A 19,789-nucleotide genomic window follows, 5' to 3' on the forward strand; every position below is an offset into this window, starting at 1 on the left:
CGTTGGTGTATGTCGCGCACCAACATCGACATCGATGACGAACTTGCCGCCGAGGTCATGCGCAGGTTCGGGCTGACCACCAAGAGGGCGGCGGTCGACCTTGCCCTACGACGGTTGGTCGGGTCGCCGTTGAGCCGTGAGTTTCTGCTCGGGCTGGAAGGCGTCGGCTGGGAAGGCGACCTGGATGACTTGCGAAGCGATCGCCCAGACTGATCTCGATGATCCTCATCGACACATCGGCCTGGGTGGAGTACTTCCGTGCCACCGGATCAATCGCCGCTGTCGAAGTACGCCGGCTGCTGTCCGAAGAAGCAGCGCGAATCGCTATGTGTGAGCCCATTGCGATGGAAATCTTGAGTGGCGCGCTCGACGACAACACCCACACGACGCTAGAGCGGCTCGTGAATGGCTTGCCGTCGTTGAACGTTGATGACGCGATTGACTTTCGTGCTGCCGCGGGTATCTATCGCGCCGCCCGGCGCGCCGGCGAAACGGTTCGAAGCATCAACGACTGCCTCATAGCGGCGCTCGCGATCCGCCACGGTGCGCGTATCGTCCACCGTGACGCCGACTTTGATGTGATTGCCCGGATTACCAGCCTGCAGGCCGCATCGTTTCGGTGAGCATGCCGCCCCAGCATCAGGCCGGCTCCGCAGCCCGCAGTATCGCAAGCGAATACGCTGCTAGCTCGGTGGAATTATGGCTCTTCTGACACTTCCGTGGGTGAGTTTGTGTCCTGAGTAGGCGCACGTCGTTGTGGCTTAAGGTTTCTGGCTTGTCAAGGATCAGAAACACAAGGAGCCGACAACGACGTGCGCAATGTGAGGCTATTTCGTGCGCTGCTGGGTGTCGACAAGCGCACCGTGATTGAGGACATCGAATTCGAGGAGGATGACGCCGGAGACGGTGCGCGGGTGATCGCCCGGGTGCGGCCACGAAGTGCAGTGTTGCGCCGCTGTGGTCGCTGCGGTCGCAAGGCGTCCTGGTATGACCGCGGTGCGGGCCTGCGCCAATGGCGCAGTCTGGATTGGGGCACCGTCGAGGTGTTCTTGGAGGCCGAGGCGCCGCGGGTGAACTGCCCCACCCATGGGCCGACGGTGGTGGCGGTGCCGTGGGCGCGTCATCATGCCGGGCACACGTATGCTTTCGATGACACGGTGGCCTGGCTGGCGGTGGCGTGTTCGAAGACCGCGGTGTGCGAGTTGATGCGGATCGCCTGGCGCACCGTCGGGGCGATCGTGGCCCGGGTCTGGGCCGACACCGAAAAGCGCATTGACCGGTTCGCGAACTTGCGCCGCATCGGTATCGATGAGATCTCCTACAAGCGCCACCACCGGTACCTGACGGTGGTCGTCGATCACGACAGCGGCCGGTTGGTGTGGGCCGCCCCGGGCCACGACAAGGCCACCCTGGGCTTGTTCTTCGATGCCCTGGGCGCTGAGCGGGCCGCCCAGATTACTCACGTTTCGGCCGATGCCGCGGACTGGATCGCTGACGTGGTCACCGAGCGCTGCCCGGATGCGATTCAATGCGCCGATCCGTTTCATGTGGTGGCCTGGGCCACCGAGGCGCTCGACGTCGAGCGGCGCCGAGCCTGGAACGACGCACGGGCGATCGCGCGCACCGAACCCAAGTGGGGCCGGGGCCGGCCCGGTAAGAACGCCGCACCACGTCCGGGCCGCGAGCGGGCACGGCGGCTCAAGGGCGCCCGCTACGCGCTGTGGAAGAACCCCGAGGACCTCACCGAACGCCAAAGCGCCAAACTGGCCTGGATCGCCAAGACCGATCCCCGTCTGTATCGCGCCTACCTGCTCAAAGAGGGCCTGCGGCATGTGTTTTCGGTCAAGGGCGAGGAAGGTAAACAGGCCCTGGACCGGTGGATCTCCTGGGCCCAGCGTTGTCGCATCCCGGTATTCGTCGAGCTTGCCGCCCGCATCAAACGCCACCGGGTGGCCATCGACGCCGCCCTCGACCACGGCCTATCCCAAGGCCTGATCGAATCCACCAACACCAAGATCCGCCTACTGACCCGGATCGCGTTCGGATTCCGCTCACCACAAGCCCTCATCGCCCTAGCCATGCTCGCCCTCGCCGGCCACCGCCCCACCCTGCCAGGCCGACACAACCACCCACAGATCAGTCAGTAGAGCCGGAATTATCGCCGATAATCGGCGACTCCCAGGCCAGCACCAGCTCACCGCTGACCGGCACGCAGGTTGGCTCGGCACCAAGGTTGCAGGCGATCATCAGCTGGCCGCGGCGCATCACAACCCAGCGTTGCTGCTCGTCGTAGTCGACCATAAGGTGGTCCAGCCAGGGGTCCGCAAGGTCGGCCTCGTTGTGCCGCAAAGCGATCAGATCGCGATAAAACCGGTGCAACCTGGCGTGTTCGCCGGAGCCGGCTTCGGCCCAGTTCAGCTTGCAGCGCTGGAATGTCTGCGGGTCCTGCGGGTCCGGAATGTCGTCCGCGGCCCAGCCATGTTCGGCGAACTCCTCCTTGCGTCCTGCCACGGTGCTATGGGCCAGTTCCGGTTCGGGATGTGAGCAAAAGAACTGAAACGGGCTGGAGGCCCCCCACTCTTCGCCCATGAAAAGCATTGCGGTATAGGGAGATCCAAGGGCCAACGCCGCCTTGATCGCGAGCTGGCCACCGGTCAGGTATTGCGATGGGCGGTCGCCGAGAGCGCGGTTGCCGACTTGGTCGTGGGTGCAGGTGTAGGCGAGCAGCCTGGTGGCCGGGATCGCAGAAGTGTCCAATGCACGCCCGTGCCGACGACGCCGGAACGACGAATACGTGCCGGCGTGGAAGTAGCCGTTGCGCAGCGTGTACGCGAGAGTGGCCAGCGAGCCGAAATCCGCATAGTAGCCTTGCCGCTCACCGGATACCGCGGTATGGATGGCGTGATGGATGTCGTCATTCCATTGGGCGGTGATCCCGTAGCCGCCGTGGCTGGGCCGGGTGATCAGCCGCGGGTCGTTTCGGTCGGTTTCGGCGATCAGCGACAACGGACGGCCCAACTGGCCTGACAGCCAGCGGGTCGCGTTGGCAAGCTCATCGAGGATATGCACGGCGGTGGTGTCCACCAGTGCATGCACGGCGTCCAACCGCAAGCCGTCGGCGTGGAAGTCGCGCATCCATCGCAGCGCGCAGTCGATGATATAGTGGCGAACCTCGTCGGAGTCGGCGCCGGCGATATTGATGCCGTCCCCCCACGGGTTGCTGGCCGACGACAGGTACGGGCCGAATCGCGGCAGGTAGTTGCCCGATGGGCCGAGATGGTTGAACACCGCGTCGATCAACACGCCCAAACGGCGGGCATGGCATGCGTCGATGAACCGGACCAGGCCGTCGGGGCCGCCGTAGGGTTCGTGCACGCTGTACCACAGCACACCGTCATATCCCCAACCGCGGGTTCCGGCAAAGGAATTGACCGGCATCAGCTCGACGAAGTCGATTCCGAGATCGACCAGGTAATCCAGCTTTTCGATGGCGGCGTCGAACGTGCCAGCCGTGGTGAACGTGCCGATGTGCAGCTCGTAGATCACCGCGCCCTCGACCGACCGCCCCGGCCAGCCGGCGTTGGTCCCGGCGGCACCAGACTGGCCGGGCGGCTCCCACCGCTGGGAGCGTGCGTGCACCCCGTCGGGTTGGCGGGCCGATCGCGGGTCGGGTAGCACGGTGGGGTCGTCGTCGAGTAGGTATCCGTAGCGGGCGTCCGCCGGCGCCGCCAGCGTCGTGTGCCACCAGCCGTCGGCTGAGCGGGTCATCGCATGTACCGCACCGTTCACGTCGAGCCGGACCAGCGCGGGTTTGGGTGCCCATACTCGGAATTCAGGCATTGTCGCGCACCAGCAGCACCACAGGCAGATCCGCGAACAGCTCGACGGCCGGCGTGTGCCCACTGGCCGTGAATCCGGTGAGGGCATCTGTCCACGACCCGTCGGGTAGAGGCAGTACGGTGTGGTCCCAGCCGGTTTGCTGCAGGCGCACCGTCCAGCGGGTCACCGCGACCCGGATGTCGTCACCGCGGCGGAACGCAACGACGTGGTCGGCGGCCGGCCCGGCGGCGAACACCGGATGGTATGCGCCGCCCAGGAAGCACTCCGGATGGGTGCGCCGCAGTCGAAGCGCCGCGGCCAACACACGAATCTTGGGGTGCTGCAAGGCTTTCAGAGCGACACGCCGGGTGCCGTAGTCGACGGGACGGCGGTTGTCCGGGTCGACCAGGCTGTCGTCCCACAGTTCGCTGCCCTGGTAGACGTCGGGTACGCCAGGCACAGTCAACGCGAGCAGCTTAGCGGCCAGCGCGTCGCTTTCGGCATGCGAGTTGAGGTGGGCCACAAGTCCGGTCAGCTCGGACGCCAGCGGTCCGTCGAGCACCAGATCAAGCCAGCCGTGCACGTCGTCCTCGAACGGCCGGTTCGGGTTGTGCCACGAGGTGTGCCATGCCGCCTCCCGGATCGCCTTCTCGGCGTAAGTGTGCAGCCGGCCGCGCAGCGCGGCGCTGACCTCTCCACTCACTGGCCACACTCCGAAGACGTTCTGCCACAGAAACTGTCCAGTCACGGCATCAGGGGCGGGCGCAATGGCTTGGGCGTGGCCGATGAACTTGGCCCACAGCCACGGCACTTGGGACAGCACGCCGATGCGGGCACGCACGTCCTCGCCGCGTTTGGTGTCGTGGGTGGACAGTGTCGTCATGGACCGTGGCCACAACCGAGCACGGGTGGCGGCCCGGTGATGAAACTCCGCGGCGCCCACACCAAACCGGCGCGGTTCTCCGCCCACTTCATTGAGTGACACCAGCCGGGCATCACGGTAGAACATACAGTCTTCGACGGCCTTGGCGCTCACCGCGCCGCACAGTTGTTGCAGGCGTACGGCTGGTTCGCCACCGCGGGCCACAGCTGCGGCAATCAGCTGCAGTCCAGGTGCCAATTGTGGTGTTGTCGAATGGGTTTCAGCCAACGCGCAGGGTAGGACGGCGGCTTGGCCGGGGTAATCACAGCGATAGCGTCCGATGTGGCGCAGCAGTGCAGCCACCGCCGCGGGCAACAGCGGATGATCGGCGCCGGCCGCCGCCGCGATGCATCGCCGCAATCGGCGAAGCTCACTGGCCAACGTATGGACGGCCGCGTGCACCTTGAGGTCGGCCAACATCGCCGGCATCTCCTGATAGTCCACACCGGCCGATTCGACCAGCGCTGTCAGTGGTGACTCTCCTTGGGGGTCAACGAGGACGCCACCTATTTCGCGCAGCACGTCATAGCCGGTGGAGCCGTCCACTGGCAGCGTGGGCTCTAACGCCTCGTCGACCGCCAGGATTTTTTCGACCACGATCCAGGCGTTCGGGCCGAGCAGTTCGCGCAGCTGGGCCAAGTATCCGCTGGGATCGGATAGTCCGTCGAGGTGGTCGACGCGCACGCCGTCGACGAGTCCTTCGGTGAACCAGCGAGCGACCTCTGCGTGGCTGGCGTCGAACACAGCGCGGTCTTCCTGGCGCAGGCCGGCCAACGAGGTGATCGAGAAGAAACGGCGGTAGCCGCACAGCCCGTGCCGCCATCCGACCAGCCGATAGTGCTGGCGGTCGTGCACAGCGGGGCCGGTGCCGTCCCCGCTGCCGGGGGCGACGGGCAGCGCCAGGTCGCCCAGCCGCAGCAGGTCGCCGTCGACTCTGAGGTTGGCAACGTCGCTGTCGGAGCCCAATAGCGGCAGGATGATCTGGCCATCACCTAGCTCCCAGTCGATGTCGAAGAACTCGGCATACGCCGAGGACCGGCCGAACTTCAAGACATCCCACCACCACGCGTTCTGCTCGGGCTTGCCGACGCCGACATGGCTGGGCACGATGTCGACGATCAGGCCCATGCCCCGCGACCGCGCCGCCGCGGATAACCGCGCTAGGCCGTCAGAGCCACCAAGCTCGGGTGACACCGTCGTCGGATCGGTGACGTCATAGCCGTGGGTCGACCCGCCGACCGCCGTCAAAATGGGGGACAGGTACAGATGCGATACCCCGAGGTCGTCGAGGTAGTCCAGCAGGTTCTCGGCATCGGCGAAGGTGAACCCGAATCCGTTCGACCGACCGCGCATCTGCACCCGGTAAGTGGAAATAACCGGAAATGCCATATTTCACAACGTCTTACGCAGGACCAGCAGCGAGCGCGCAGGTACCGAAAACGTGTCAGTGGCGGTTACCGTCAGGTCGATGTCACCGACGGGATCGTTGGTATCCAGCTCTCCGGTCCACTGCTGCGCATAGCCGTCATGCGGCATCACGAACTCCACGTCGTGGTCATGGGCGTTGAAGCACAACAGGAATGAATCGTCGACTACTCGCTCACCACGGGCGTCCGGTGCGGTAATGGCTTCACCGTTGAGAAACACCGCAACACACCTGTCGAAGCCTCTGCCCCAATCCTCGTGCGTCATCTCCCGACCGCTCGGTGTCAACCAGGCGATATCGCGGACTTCGTCGCCACTGCGGATCGGTTCACCCTCAAAGAACCGGCGTCGGCGAAACACCTTGTGGTTCTTGCGCAAGGTCGTCGCCTTGCGTGCGAAAGCTAGCAGATCGGCATTCTTGTCCACCAATGACCAATCCATCCAAGATAATTCGGAGTCCTGGCAGTAGACGTTGTTGTTGCCGTATTGGGTGCGCCCAATCTCGTCGCCGTGGGCGATCATCGGCGTGCCCTGGCTGACCATAAGCGTGGCCCACATGTTGCGCATCTGGCGGGCACGCAGCGCCAAGATGTCGGGGTCATCGGTGGGGCCCTCGACACCGCAGTTCCACGATCGGTTGTAGCTTTCCCCGTCGCGGTTGTTCTCGCCATTGGCCTCGTTGTGCTTGTCGTTGTACGAGACCAGGTCGTTGAGTGTGAACCCGTCGTGGGCGGTGACGAAATTGATACTGGCACTGGGCCGGCGGCCGGTTGCTTCGTAGAGGTCCGACGACCCGGTCAGCCGGGAGGCGAATTCGCCTAGGGTGGCCGGCTCGCCTCGCCAGTAGTCGCGCACGGTGTCGCGGTACTTGCCGTTCCATTCCGTCCACAGTCCTGGGAAGTTGCCAACCTGGTAGCCACCTTCGCCGACATCCCATGGCTCGGCGATCAGCTTGACCTGACTGACCACCGGATCTTGTTGCACCAGATCGAAGAATGCCGACAGCCGGTCGACGTCGTGCAGCTCGCGGGCCAGCGTGGACGCCAGGTCGAACCGGAACCCGTCGACGTGCATTTCGATCACCCAGTAGCGCAGCGAATCCATGATCAGCTGCAGGGTGTGTGGGTGGCGGGCATTGAGGCTGTTGCCGGTACCGGTGAAGTCCTTGTAGAACCTCAAGTCGTGGTCCATCAGTCGGTAGTAGGCGGTGTTGTCGATTCCGCGAAAGTTGATCGTCGGACCCAAGTGGTTGCCTTCAGCGGTGTGGTTGTAGACGACGTCGAGGATGACCTCGATGCCGGCTTCGTGCAGGCTGCGCACCATGGTTTTGAACTCGGCTACCGCGCTGCCGGCTTGCCGGGTCGACGCGTATTGATGGTGCGGGGCGAAGAATCCGAAGGTGTTGTAACCCCAGTAGTTTCGCAAGCCGAGGTCCAGCAGCCGGGAGTCGTGTAGGAACTGGTGCACCGGCATCAACTCAACGGCGGTGACGTTGAGCTCGTTGAGGTGGTCGATGATCACCGGGTGGGCCAGGCCGGCGTAGGTGCCCCGGAGTTCGGGCGGGATACTGGGATGGGTCTGTGTCATGCCTTTGACATGCGCTTCGTAGATTACGGTCTCGTGGTACGGGGTGCGCGGCGACCGGTCGTATGCCCAGTCGAAGAACGGATTGATCACGACGCTGGTCATAGTGTGGCCCAGCGAGTCGACCATCGGGGGAGTGCTGTCCGGGTCGACGGCGTTGACGTCATAGGAATACAGCGCCTGCCCGAAGGTGAAATCGCCGTGGAACGACTTCCCATACGGGTCGAGCAGCAGCTTGCTGGGGTCACACCGATGGCCGGCCGCCGGGTCGAACGGCCCGTGCACACGAAACCCGTAGCGCTGGCCGGGAGTGATGTTCGGCAGATAGGCATGCCAGATGTACCCGTCCACCTCGTCAAGCGGGATCCGCGACTCGACGCCGTCCTCGTCGATCAGACATAGCTCGACCTTCTCGGCGATCTCGGAGAACAACGAAAAGTTGGTCCCGGCGCCGTCGTAGGTGGCTCCAAGCGGATAGGCGTTGCCCGGCCACACCGTGGGTAGAGCGGGCCCGGTCCCGTCGGACTCCCCGGCGTTGTTCGACGACATCACACGACCTTATCCAGGTTCTCCGGCGGGTGTAGGCGTCACCACCAGTCGGTGTTCGCCGCGATTTGCCGACCGAGCTCGCTGGTCATCGTCCGCATGTAGGTGGGGGTCAGGTGATGACTGTCGCGGTACACCAGAACATTTCCCTCGACCGCGCGGCAGGTGTCGGTCCGGCATATCGCGTCGGACATATCGAGTGGCTTAAGCAGCGGGAACCGCGCAACGAAGTCGAGGGTTGGATTCCGATCGACCAGCACCTTGGACCGCGCGATCCCACACGACTGCGGATTGCCGCCTTTGGCCAGGCAGTCCGCAGGGATGAACGGTTGGCCGTCCTTGACCAGCCAAGGGGTATCCCGCATCGCGAGAACGGGAATGTTGTTGTCGGCGAACGTTTGCCAGATCCCGACATAGGTTGCTGGCATCACATCGCCGGGTTTGATGTTCCACGGTCGAGTCGAGGTTGTGAAAACGTAGTCGGGGTGGTCAGCGACCAACTTGGCCATCGCCGCTTGCACCCACTGGTGACACTGCGGATAGGGAGCGTTATTGCCCATGATCAGCGGGACTTCCTCGGTGGACAACGGGCAACCCATTTTGAGGTACGTCACCACCTTGAAGTGGTGCATGCGACCCAGCAGATCCAGTGCGGTCAGCCAGTGTTCGGCGTGTGAACCCCCGGCCAGTGCGATGGTCCGGGGTGCGTCCACATCGCCGTAGGTGCAGTTGATGATCGCCGGGTTGACGAAGTCGCTGATGCAGCCGTCCTTGGTCGAGGTCGGCAGGTCGTGACGGACTTCCAGGACGGTTGGGCGCATCCGCAGCTTGGGCACCCGGACGTGGTCGATCAGGGCCCGCGCCCCGGGATAGTCGCGGGAGCTCAACCCGCTCAACTCTTTGCCGGCGGCGCGCTGGACGATGACGTGCTCACGCCACGTGAACGAGGTCGCGGTAAGAGCGACGCCAAGCAGTGCCACCACAGATCCCAGCACGATCGTTGGCCGACGCAGCCGCAGCCGCCAGGGAATCGGCGGGACCGCCGCCGGCGATCTCACGCCGGCGGGTGCCCGATAGCGTAATGGGTCTTCGACAAGCCGGGTGGTCAGGTATGCCAGCAACCCGGATACCAGCAGCACTGCCGCGCCTTCGACAAAGTTGGCGTGCCGGTGCCCGGTGTAGGAGAGCCAGAAGATGAGCAGCGGCCAATGCCACAGATACCAGGAATAGGCCATCGCGCCCAGCGCCACCAACGGAGCGGTGGCTAGCAGGCGATTGGGCAGTGGCAGCCGGTCGCGGGTACCGGGATGGCCCTGCCGGTTGGCTCCGGCAAGGATCATCAGCATCGTGGCTCCGACGGGTACCAGCGCCCACGGCCCTGGAAATTCCTTGACACCGTCGATCAGGGCGCCGCACGACAGTATCGCCGCCAGCGCGGCGGTGGCCACCGCGGTGCGCAGCCACATCGGCCAGCGCACATGGGGCACCACAGCGCCGACCAGTGCTCCCGCCAACAACTCCCAGGCCCGCGCGAAGGTGTTGTAGTAAGCGGTCGCCTGGTAGGCGTGATGCGCAACGATGGCATAGATGAATGAGGCCAACGTCAACGTGCTCAATAACACCACAAACATCGTCCGCAGGTACGGGGCCCGCGGGCCCCGAAACAGTCTGCGCAGCAAGTAGGCGCACCCGGCAACAAGCAGCAGGAAAGCGAGATAGAACTGACCCTGCACCGACATAGACCAGATGTGCTGCAAGGGGCTCACCGCTTCACCGGCTCGCAGATAGTTGGAGACCGTGCTAGCCAGCTCCCAATTCTGGTAATACCCCAAGCTGGCCAGGCTCTGGTTGGCAAACGCTTCCCACCGCGTCTGCGGTTGTATTGCGATGGTGAGCAGCGCGCAGCCGGCGAGGACCACAACCAGTGCCGGGAGCAGCCGGCGGATGAGTCGGATCACTTCGGCTATAGGCGAGAGTGACAGATCCGGGTTGAGGGCGGCGCGAAGTATTTTCCCGCCAAAGAAGAAGCCGGACAGCGCCAGGAACACGTCTACTCCGCCGGAAACCCGGCCGAACCAAACGTGGAACACTGCCACCAGGGCGATCGCGACACCGCGCAATCCGTCCAGGTCGTGCCGGTAAAAGCCGGTCGTACGGGTCCCCATGGTAACCGGGGGCAAGGCCGGCTCCGGGGTCAAGGCCGGTGGGCGAGGCGGCGACAGGGTCAACATGGTTGACAGTTAATTTACCCAAACCAGCCTCCTGCTTCGCGCGCTGAGCAGCGGGAAGCAGGAGGCGGGTTTGGGAGGCGAGAAAGCAAGCGGGACCGTTAGCGTGAGCGCGCGGTGCCGAAGGGAGGCGGCTGGACGGGCGCTTGCTGGACGGGCGCTTGCTGGACCGGCGCCTGTTGGACCGGCGTCTGTTGGACGGGCGCTTGCTGGACGGGCGCTTGCTGGACCGGCGCCTGTTGGACGGGCGCCTGTTGGACGGGCGTCGGCTGGGTCCCGAGAACCCGGACCAGGTAAGGCGTCATGCCGTTGGTGCGCACCGGCGAAACCTGGACGACGTCGCCCACCTCCAGCATCTGGCCCTTCCCGAGGTATAACGCGACGCTTTGCGTGCCTTCGGGGCCGTAGAAGATCAGGTCGCCCTTGCGCGCTTGCTGCGGCAGGACCTTTTGCCCAACCTTGTACATCTGGCCGGAAGAACGCGGCAGCTTTAGCCCGGCACCGGCATAGGCGTACTGGATCAAACCGGAGGCGTCGAACCCGACGGTGTTGATGCCGGTACCGGTGCCGCGCGTGGGGCCGCTGATGCCGCCGCCGGCCCAGGAGAACGGCACGCCGCGCTGCGACAGCCCGCGCGCGATCACGACGTCGGTGATCTGTTGATAATCCACCGGCCGCGTGGCCGGGTCTGCGGCCGCAAGACCGGGCGCGGCCACCATCGGGGCGAGCATCATTGCCAGACCGATCGCGAAGGAGCCGCTTTTCATGCTGCGTTTCATGGGGTTGTAACCTCCTTGGCACTCTCGGGTGGTGTGTGCCTCAGCACGTGACTTCACCGTCTGCCATTAGCCGGAAGTCACTTTATTCACACCAATCACTACAGACACTTTGACAACAGATGCCGGCCGCGTCCATAGCTGGCCAGATCCACCAGAAGTCTTTTTGCCGTAACGTGACCGGACGGTGACTGCCGCGCTCAATCTTTGATCGGCAGTTGTGATTTCAGTCACGCGCGATTAATGCCAATAGCGTTCGCTGAATCCCGCTATCGCGTAGCCCGCGATGGAGGTGACGGTGATGACGGCGATCGAGATGATCGGCCAGAAGGACATGTACCAGCCCTTCAACATGGAAACGAAGGGGCCGATGACGGCTGTGGCGATGGCCGCACCGATCCCTCCCCACATCACCGGGTAGATGTAATAGTTGACGCCGAACGGTACCAGCGGGCAAGCATCCGGCGGGCACACGTTGTCGGTGAAGGCGAAGAGCCGTGATGGCCAGCTAGTCATCGTGACCATGACCAGAAATACTGCCAATATCGCTACGGTACATACCACGTCCCAGGGCGCTATCCGCAGCGTGAGTACCCGTGGGGGTGTCCGCTCGTCGGGCTCGTCTAGAGCCGACCGGGATTCGGTGCCAGCATCGGGCTGAGTGTCTTCAGGCTGATTCGGCGGTGCCATGCATGCATGCTCCCCGATGGCAGAGGTTTTGGCGACCGTTACTGGGATGGGCCGTGGCGTGGCTGCATTACCCTCGATCTCCATGGCTGCGGCGACTGGCGGGTTGACGCCCGAGCAGATCATCGCGGTCGATGGCGCCCATCTGTGGCACCCTTACAGCTCCATCGGCAGGGAAGCCGTGTCGCCGGTGGTGGCCGTCGCCGCCCACGGAGCGTGGTTGACGCTGATTCGCGACGGCCAGCCGATCGAGGTGCTCGACGCGATGAGCTCCTGGTGGACCGCGATCCACGGGCACGGCCACCCCGCTCTGGACCAGGCGTTAACCACCCAGTTGCGGGTGATGAACCACGTCATGTTCGGGGGGCTGACTCACGAGCCGGCGGCCCGGCTGGCGAAGCTGCTGGTCGACATCACCCCGGCGGGTCTCGACACGGTGTTCTTCAGCGACTCCGGCTCGGTGTCGGTGGAAGTCGCGGCCAAGATGGCGCTGCAGTACTGGCGCGGCCGCGGCCTGCCCGGCAAGCGACGGCTCATGACCTGGCGCGGCGGCTATCACGGCGACACCTTCCTGGCTATGAGCATCTGCGACCCGCACGGCGGCATGCACTCGCTGTGGACCGACGTCCTGGCCGCCCAAGTGTTCGCGCCACAAGTGCCACGGGACTACGATCCCGCCTACAGCGCGGCGTTCGAGGCGCAGCTGGCGCAGCACGCCGGCGAGCTGGCCGCGGTGGTCGTGGAGCCGGTCGTGCAGGGTGCGGGCGGTATGCGTTTTCACGACCCGCGCTATCTGCACGACCTGCGGGACATCTGCCGCCGTTACGAGGTGCTGCTGATCTTCGATGAGATCGCCACCGGCTTCGGCCGCACCGGCGCGTTGTTCGCCGCCGACCACGCCGGGGTGAGCCCGGACATCATGTGTGTCGGCAAGGCGCTCACCGGCGGCTACCTCAGCTTGGCCGCCACCTTGTGCACCGCCGACGTCGCGCACACCATCAGCGCCGGTGCGGCCGGGGCGCTGATGCACGGCCCCACCTTCATGGCCAATCCGCTGGCCTGTGCGGTCTCGGTGGCCAGTGTGGAGCTGCTGCTCGGCCAGGACTGGCGCACGCGCATCACCGAACTGGCCGCCGGGCTGACCGCCGGCCTGGATACCGCCCGGGCGCTGCCCGCCGTCACCGATGTGCGGGTGTGCGGCGCGATCGGCGTCATCGAATGCGACCGACCGGTCGACCTGGCCGTCGCGACTCCCGCGGCGCTGGATCGAGGCGTGTGGCTGCGCCCGTTTCGCAACCTGGTCTACGCCATGCCGCCCTATATCTGCACACCGGCCGAGATCACCCAGATCACCTCGGCGATGGTCGAGGTCGCACGGCTCGTAGGCTCACTGCCATGAAAGCCGCCACGCAGGCACGGATCGACGATTCACCGTTGGCCTGGTTGGACGCGGTGCAGCGGCAGCGCCACGAGGCCGGACTGCGACGCTGCCTGCGGCCGCGTCCCGCGGTCGCCACCGAGCTGGACTTGGCCTCCAACGACTATCTCGGTCTGTCCCGACATCCCGCCGTCATCGACGGCGGCGTCCAGGCGCTGCGGATCTGGGGCGCCGGCGCCACCGGGTCGCGCCTGGTTACCGGCGACACCAAGCTGCACCAGCAATTCGAGGCCGAGCTCGCCGAGTTCGTCGGCGCTGCCGCGGGATTGCTGTTCTCCTCTGGCTACACGGCCAACCTGGGCGCCGTGGTCGGCCTGTCCGGCCCGGGTTCCCTGCTGGTGTCCGACGCCCGTTCGCATGCGTCGTTGGTGGATGCCTGTAGGCTGTCGCGGGCGCGGGTTGTGGTGACGCCGCACCGCGACGTCGACGCCGTGGACGCCGCGCTGCGATCGCGCGACGAGCAGCGCGCCGTCGTCGTCACCGACTCGGTGTTCAGCGCCGACGGCTCGCTGGCGCCGGTTCGGGAGTTGCTTGAGGTCTGCCGGCGTCATGGTGCGCTGCTTCTGGTGGACGAGGCGCACGGCCTGGGTGTGCGTGGCGGCGGACGCGGGCTGCTCTACGAGTTAGGTCTAGCGGGTGCGCCCGACGTGGTGATGACCACCACGCTGTCCAAGGCGCTGGGCAGCCAGGGTGGTGTGGTGCTCGGGCCGACGCCGGTGCGGGCCCATCTGATCGATGCCGCCCGGCCGTTCATCTTCGACACCGGTCTGGCGCCGGCGGCGGTGGGTGCCGCACGGGCCGCGCTGCGCGTCTTGCAGGCCGAGCCGTGGCGGCCCGACGTGGTGCTGAAGCATGCCCGCGAACTGGCCCGGATCTGTGGGGTCGGCGCGCCCGACTCGGCGATGGTGTCGGTGATCCTGGGCGAGCCGGAGTCGGCAGTGGCTGCCGCGGCGGCCTGCCTGGACGCCGGGGTCAAGGTGGGCTGCTTCCGGCCGCCGACTGTGCCCGCGGGGACATCGCGGCTGCGGCTGACCGCGCGCGCATCGCTGAACGCCGGCGAGCTCGAGCTGGCCCGGCGGGTGCTGACGGATGTTCTCGCCGTGGCGCGCCGTTGACGATCCTGGTCGTCACCGGGACCGGCACGGGGGTCGGCAAGACGGTCGTCTGCGCGTCGCTGGCGTCGGCCGCACGTCAGGCCGGCATCGACGTGGCGGTGTGCAAGCCCGTTCAGACCGGCACCGCCCGCGGTGACGACGACCTCGCCGAGGTCGGCCGGTTGGCCGGGGTGACCCAGCTGGCCGGCTTGGCGCGATATCCGCAGCCGATGGCCCCGGCCGCCGCCGCCGAACACGCCGGGATGGCGTTGCCCGCCCGCGATCAGATCGTGCGGCTGATCGCAGACCTGGACCGTCCCGGGCGGTTGACCCTCGTCGAGGGGGCGGGCGGGCTGCTGGTCGAACTCGCCGAGCCGGGCGTCACGCTGCGCGATGTCGCCGTCGACGTGGCCGCCGCGGCTTTGGTGGTGGTCACCGCGGACCTGGGGACCCTCAACCACACCAAGTTGACGTTGGAAGCGCTTGCTGCACAACAGGTTTCATGTGCAGGGCTGGTGATCGGCAGCTGGCCGGACCCGCCCGGGTTGGTGGCAGCCTCGAATCGGTCCGCGCTGGCGCGCATTGCTACGGTGCGGGCCGCTCTGCCCGCCGGGGCCGCGTCGCTGGATGCCGGGGACTTCGCGGCGATGAGCGCGGCGGCGTTCGACCGCAACTGGGTTGCCGGGCTGGTCGGCTGATGGTGCATTCGATCGAGCTGGTCTTCGACAGCGATACCGAGGCGGCGATCCGGCGCATCTGGGCGGGGTTGGCCGCCGCCGGCATACCCAGCCAGGCGCCGGCCAGCCGTCCGCACGTGTCGCTGGCGGTGGCCGAACGGATCGCCCCGGAGGTCGATGAGCCGCTGGGTGCGGTTGCCCGTCGGCTGCCGCTGGACTGCGTGATCGGCGCGCCGGTGCTGTTCGGGCGGGCCAATGTCGTGTTCACCCGGCTGGTGGTGCCGACCAGCGAGCTCTTGGCCCTGCATGCCGAGGTGCACCGGCTCTGCGGCCCGCACCTGGCGCCCGCGCCGATGGCCAACAGCCTGCCCGGTCAGTGGACCGCCCATGTCACCCTGGCCCGGCGGGTCGGTGGTCACCAATTGGGGCGGGCGCTGCGCATTGCGGGACGGCCGTCGCAGATTGACGGTCGGTTCGCCGGCTTGCGCCGCTGGGACGGCAACACGCGTGCCGAGTACCTGCTGGGGTGAGGCGGGGACAAAAAGCTTGATGGCGAAGGGGTTTGATCGCAACTTCGTCTTAATGGCCAGCTCGCGGGTTCGGGCGGGTGCTGGCCAGGTGGCGAGGACGCACGTCGATGTGGGGATGTCCAAAGATCTTCGCGGGCGGCGATTCTCACGGATCGTCGTCGTTGTCCTCGTCGTTGTGGCGTAGCAGCTTCTCGTGGTGGTGGAAGGTGTTGGTGCGGGGTTGGCCGTGGTCGAGGTGGGGTGGTGGTAGCCATTCGGTGTGGCCGTGGGTGTTGTTGTGGGTGGTCCAGCCTTTTTCGGCGAGTCGGTTGTCGGGGCCGCAGGCCAGGGTGAGGTCGGTGATGTCGGTGCGCCCGGTGCTGGTCCAGCCGGTGACGTGGTGGGCTTGGCTGTGGTAGGCCGGTGCGTCACAGCCGGGTTTGGTGCAGCCCCGGTCGTTGGCGAACAGCATGATCCGCTGGGCTGGGGAGGCCAAGCGTTTGGTGTGATACAGCGCCAGGGGTTTGCCGTGGTCGAAGATGGCTAAGTAGTGGTGGGCGTGGCTGGCCATGCGGATCACATCGGCCATGGGTAGCAGCGTGCCGCCGCCGGTGAAGCCCTTGCCGGCGCCGGCTTGCAGGTCGGTCAGGGTGGTGGTGACCACGATCGAGACGGGAAGCCCGTTGTGTTGGCCCAGTTTCCCGGAGGCGATCAGCGCGCGCAGCCCGGCCAGCAGCCCGTCGTGGTTGCGTTGGGCTTGGCTGCGGGTGTCGCGGTCGATGGCGGCCGCATCGGGGGTGGTGTCGATGACCGGGGTGTGGTCGTCGGGGTTGGTCGCGCCGGGGGCGGCCAGTTTGGCTAGCACGGCTTCAAAGGTGGCCCGCGCTTGGGGGGTCAGGTAGCCACTTAGCCGTGACATGCCGTCGTATTGCTGGTTGCTCAGGGTGATGCCGCGTTTGCGGGCGCGTTCGGTGTCGGTGAGGTCGCCGTCGGGGTGTAGCCGGTCCATGACCCGCTGGGCGTAGCGGGCCAGCTCGTCGGGACGATATTGAGCGGCTTTGCCGGCCAGGTCGGCTTCGGCGGCCTGGCGGGTGGACACATCCACCGCGGCGGGCAGGTGGGCGACAAAGGGCGCGAATCACTTTGATGTGCGCCTCGCCGATCAGGCCCTGGCGTTGGGCGGTGGCGGTGGCGGTCAACTGTGGGGCTAGCGGTTCACCGGTGAGTGCTCGACGAGGCCCGAGATCGGCGGCGTCGGCGATGCGCCGGGCGGCGTCGGGCTTGGTGATGCGTAACCGGTTGGCCAGCGCGCAGCACAGCGTGCCGCCCAGTTCTTCCTCGCTGGCTTGGGCGTCGAGTTGGTTGATCAACGCGTGACCCATCGCCGGTAGCCGGCGCACCAAGCATTCCAGACGTTCCAGAGACCGCAGCCGTTCTGGGGTGGTCAACACCTCAAAAGACACCTCGTCCAAGCGGTCCAGCTCGGCATCCAGCGCATCAAAGACCTCGACAAGCTCCTCCCGGCTATTCGCTAACATGTTCGAATCATAACGTCGGGCACTGACAAGAAGTCGCGCCGACAGCTGCTAGAACTGGTGTTAGCTAAGTGAATTCAGTGACTCGAGAGCCCTCGCGAGCTTGGCCGCCCACCAGGTCGGCGGGGATGCCTACCAGGATTCGATCCCGCCAACCGGCAATCTGACCAACCGGGCATAACCCCCGCCGGTGAACCGCAGTTTAGTGAGCGGCTTGAGGTTGCGGGATCGACGATTCGGCGTCTGGGCCGCTGTGTGGGATGCCTGGCGGGTCGAGTGCGAGTGCTGATAGCTGGGCCGCCGCCAACGATCCGTGACCTCCGCCCACGTCGCGTTTGTCCCCGTGCGCACCGCTACCGTAGCCTGAACACCGTTTCATTCAGGCCGCCGAGCAGGCGGCGGATGGGTTCCGCGCGTGCGGAGATGACGAAGGATGCAGGGGAGTACCTGGTGACGCAAGCGGCAACGCGACCGACGAACGACGCCGGCCAGGATGGCGGGAACAACTCGGACATTCTGGTGGTTGCCCGCCAACAGGTGCTGCAGCGCGGTGAGGGCCTGAACCAGGACCAGGTGCTGGCGGTGCTGCAGCTACCCGACGACCGGCTCGAGGAGCTGTTGGCGCTGGCCCATGAGGTGCGGATGCGCTGGTGCGGACCCGAGGTCGAGGTCGAAGGCATCATCAGCCTGAAAACCGGTGGCTGCCCGGAGGATTGCCATTTCTGCTCGCAATCGGGGCTGTTCGCCTCCCCGGTGCGCAGCGCCTGGCTGGACATACCCAGCCTGGTCGAGGCGGCCAAACAGACCGCCAAGTCCGGCGCCACCGAGTTCTGCATCGTGGCCGCGGTGCGCGGACCCGACGAGCGATTGATGGCCCAGGTCGCGGCCGGCATCGAGGCGATTCGCAACGAAGTCGAGATCAACATCGCCTGCTCCCTAGGGATGCTGACCGCCGAGCAAGTGGACCAACTGGCGGCGAGGGGGGTGCATCGCTACAACCACAACCTCGAAACGGCGCGCTCGTTCTTCGCCAACGTCGTCACCACCCACACCTGGGAAGAGCGCTGGCAGACGCTGTCGATGGTGCGTGACGCGGGCATGGAGGTTTGCTGCGGTGGCATCCTCGGCATGGGGGAGACGCTGCAGCAGCGCGCGGAATTCGCCGCCGAGCTTGCCGAGCTGGGCCCCGACGAGGTCCCGCTGAACTTCCTCAACCCGCGGCCCGGTACCCCGTTCGCCGACCTGGAGGTAATGCCGGCCGGTGACGCGCTCAAGGCGGTGGCCGCCTTCCGGTTGGCGTTACCGCGCACCATGCTGCGGTTCGCCGGTGGCCGCGAGATCACCCTGGGTGACCTCGGCGCCAAGCGAGGCATCCTGGGCGGCATCAACGCCGTGATCGTCGGCAACTACCTGACCACCCTCGGCCGGCCCGCGGAAGCCGACCTGGAACTGCTCGACGAGCTACAGATGCCGCTGAAGGCACTCAACGCCAGCCTGTAAATGGTGGAAATCGTGGCTGGAAAACAACGCGCTCCGGTCGCTGCCGGCGTGTACAACGTGTACACCGGGGAACTGGCGGATACGGCCACGTCGACAGCGGCTCGGATGGGTCTGGAGCCCCCCCGGTTCTGTGCGCAGTGCGGTCGCCGGATGGTCGTCCAGGTCCGGCCCGACGGCTGGTGGGCGCGCTGTTCTCGCCACGGGCAGGTGGACTCGGCCGACTTGGCGACACAGCGGTGACCGAGCCACCCGGTTTTGGCGGACCGTCCGAGCCTTCCGGTGCACCGCGGACGTCGCGGACACGCGCGGTCCTGTTTGTGATGCTGGGTTTGTCGGCGACCGGTGTGTTGGTCGGTGGCCTGTGGGCGTGGATCGCCCCGCCAATCCATGCCGTCGTGGCCATCACACGCGCGGGTGAGCGGGTGCACGAGTATCTGGGCAGCGAATCCCAGAACTTCTTCATCGCGCCATTTATGCTGCTGGGGCTCTTGAGTGTGCTGGCTGTCGTGGCATCGGCATTGATGTGGCAGTGGCGAGAGCACCGCGGACCGCAGATGGTTGCTGGGCTGTCGATTGGGCTGACGACCGCTGCGGCGATCGCGGCGGGAGTTGGCGCGCTGGTGGTTCGGTTGCGCTACGGTGCGTTGGACTTTGACACCGTGCCACTTTCCCGCGGCGACCACGCCCTGACGTACGTCACCCAGGCCCCGCCGGTGTTTTTCGCCCGCCGGCCGCTGCAGATCGCCCTCACTCTCATGTGGCCGGCTGGCATCGCGTCGCTGGTATATGCCCTGCTTGCGGCCGGGACGGCGCGGGACGACCTGGGCGGCTATCCGGCTGTCGATCCGTCGTCGAACGCTCGTACTGAAGCCCTGGAAACCCCTCAGGCCCCGGTGTCCTAGAGAGTCGCAGCCGCCCGCCGGCATCCGGAGCGGACCGTGTCTCCGGTCGGGTGTCAGCGCTTGGATTCAAGCGGCAGATCGTCGAACTGGTTTAAGTCTGGCGTGACGAGGTTGTGTGCCAGGTCCGAGTTCGCGCCGGTATGCGCA

At 66.1% G+C, this 19,789-nt stretch carries 16 protein-coding genes and 1 pseudogene; 10 read left to right on the top strand and 7 right to left on the bottom strand.

What is annotated here, in order from left to right; translation table 11 throughout:
- The first annotated feature begins 9 nt into the window (after nt 1-9).
- From MCAN_RS08310 to MCAN_RS08320, 3 genes are all read left to right on the top strand, one after another.
- A complete protein-coding gene (locus tag MCAN_RS08310) occupies nt 10-213 on the top strand; it encodes a type II toxin-antitoxin system VapB family antitoxin (protein WP_009935474.1) in 204 nt (67 codons plus the stop codon).
- A gap of 5 nt (nt 214-218) precedes the next feature.
- Nucleotides 219-623, top strand: a complete 405-nt coding sequence (gene vapc11, locus MCAN_RS08315) for a type II toxin-antitoxin system toxin ribonuclease VapC11 (protein ID WP_014000826.1) — start codon at nt 219-221, stop codon at nt 621-623.
- 189 nt (nt 624-812) lie between these two features.
- A complete protein-coding gene (locus tag MCAN_RS08320; protein WP_014000151.1) occupies nt 813-2,147 on the top strand; it encodes an ISL3-like element IS1557 family transposase in 1,335 nt (444 codons plus the stop codon).
- On the opposite strand, the gene treZ is transcribed toward MCAN_RS08320, so the two are convergent.
- From treZ to MCAN_RS23115, 6 genes are all read right to left on the bottom strand, one after another.
- A complete protein-coding gene (gene treZ, locus MCAN_RS08325) occupies nt 2,137-3,840 on the bottom strand; it encodes a malto-oligosyltrehalose trehalohydrolase (protein ID WP_014000827.1) in 1,704 nt (567 codons plus the stop codon). The genes MCAN_RS08320 and treZ overlap by 11 nt on opposite strands.
- Nucleotides 3,833-6,130, bottom strand: a complete 2,298-nt coding sequence (treY, locus tag MCAN_RS08330; RefSeq protein ID WP_014000828.1) for a malto-oligosyltrehalose synthase — start codon at nt 6,128-6,130, stop codon at nt 3,833-3,835. Before treY ends, treZ begins: the two co-directional genes overlap by 8 nt.
- 3 nt (nt 6,131-6,133) lie before the next feature.
- Nucleotides 6,134-8,299 carry a glycogen debranching protein GlgX gene (glgX, locus tag MCAN_RS08335; RefSeq protein ID WP_014000829.1) on the bottom strand — a complete coding sequence of 722 codons (2,166 nt, stop codon included), beginning with the start codon at nt 8,297-8,299 and terminating at the stop codon, nt 6,134-6,136.
- Between the two features lie 38 nt (nt 8,300-8,337).
- Complete coding sequence (locus tag MCAN_RS08340) at nt 8,338-10,527, bottom strand: acyltransferase family protein (RefSeq protein ID WP_003407794.1); 2,190 nt, start codon at nt 10,525-10,527, stop codon at nt 8,338-8,340.
- A gap of 98 nt (nt 10,528-10,625) precedes the next feature.
- Nucleotides 10,626-11,303: an NlpC/P60 family peptidoglycan-binding protein RipD gene (ripD, locus tag MCAN_RS08345; protein ID WP_015288100.1), complete on the bottom strand. Its 678-nt coding sequence runs from the start codon at nt 11,301-11,303 to the stop codon at nt 10,626-10,628.
- A gap of 237 nt (nt 11,304-11,540) precedes the next feature.
- Nucleotides 11,541-11,990: a hypothetical protein gene (locus tag MCAN_RS23115; RefSeq protein ID WP_003911567.1), complete on the bottom strand. Its 450-nt coding sequence runs from the start codon at nt 11,988-11,990 to the stop codon at nt 11,541-11,543.
- An 82-nt stretch (nt 11,991-12,072) separates the two neighbouring features.
- Here MCAN_RS23115 and MCAN_RS08355 point away from each other — a divergent pair, with 82 nt between their 5' ends.
- Genes MCAN_RS08355 through MCAN_RS08370 form a run of 4 tightly spaced genes read left to right on the top strand, consistent with a single transcriptional unit; the run spans nt 12,073 to nt 15,726 of the window.
- The gene (locus MCAN_RS08355) at nt 12,073-13,386 is read left to right on the top strand and encodes an adenosylmethionine--8-amino-7-oxononanoate transaminase (RefSeq protein WP_003407803.1); all 1,314 of its coding nucleotides are present in this window, start codon (nt 12,073-12,075) and stop codon (nt 13,384-13,386) included.
- Nucleotides 13,383-14,540, top strand: a complete 1,158-nt coding sequence (locus tag MCAN_RS08360) for an 8-amino-7-oxononanoate synthase (RefSeq protein ID WP_014000831.1) — start codon at nt 13,383-13,385, stop codon at nt 14,538-14,540. Before MCAN_RS08355 ends, MCAN_RS08360 begins: the two co-directional genes overlap by 4 nt.
- Nucleotides 14,537-15,217 (top strand): dethiobiotin synthase, encoded by a 681-nt coding sequence (bioD, locus tag MCAN_RS08365; RefSeq protein ID WP_014000832.1) that lies wholly within the window; start codon nt 14,537-14,539, stop codon nt 15,215-15,217. Before MCAN_RS08360 ends, bioD begins: the two co-directional genes overlap by 4 nt.
- Entirely contained in the window at nt 15,217-15,726 is a 510-nt protein-coding gene (locus MCAN_RS08370) for a 2'-5' RNA ligase family protein (protein WP_014000833.1), read from the top strand. Before bioD ends, MCAN_RS08370 begins: the two co-directional genes overlap by 1 nt.
- A gap of 145 nt (nt 15,727-15,871) precedes the next feature.
- On the opposite strand, the pseudogene MCAN_RS08375 reads toward MCAN_RS08370, so the two are convergent.
- Nucleotides 15,872-17,243, bottom strand: a pseudogene (locus MCAN_RS08375) (HNH endonuclease signature motif containing protein).
- Between the two features lie 447 nt (nt 17,244-17,690).
- Between MCAN_RS08375 and bioB the strand changes: the two are divergent.
- The 3 genes from bioB to MCAN_RS08390 are packed head-to-tail and all read left to right on the top strand — an operon-like array spanning nt 17,691 to nt 19,642.
- Nucleotides 17,691-18,740, top strand: a complete 1,050-nt coding sequence (gene bioB / locus MCAN_RS08380; protein WP_014000836.1) for a biotin synthase BioB — start codon at nt 17,691-17,693, stop codon at nt 18,738-18,740.
- Nucleotides 18,741-18,980 (top strand): biotin synthase auxiliary protein BsaP, encoded by a 240-nt coding sequence (gene bsaP / locus MCAN_RS08385; RefSeq protein ID WP_014000837.1) that lies wholly within the window; start codon nt 18,741-18,743, stop codon nt 18,978-18,980.
- A complete protein-coding gene (locus MCAN_RS08390; RefSeq protein ID WP_003407924.1) occupies nt 18,977-19,642 on the top strand; it encodes a DUF2567 domain-containing protein in 666 nt (221 codons plus the stop codon). Before bsaP ends, MCAN_RS08390 begins: the two co-directional genes overlap by 4 nt.
- The last annotated feature ends 147 nt before the right edge of the window (nt 19,643-19,789 follow it).

It is taken from the genome of Mycobacterium canetti CIPT 140010059 (genome assembly GCF_000253375.1).
GTDB classification, from domain to species: Bacteria; Actinomycetota; Actinomycetes; order Mycobacteriales; family Mycobacteriaceae; genus Mycobacterium; species Mycobacterium tuberculosis.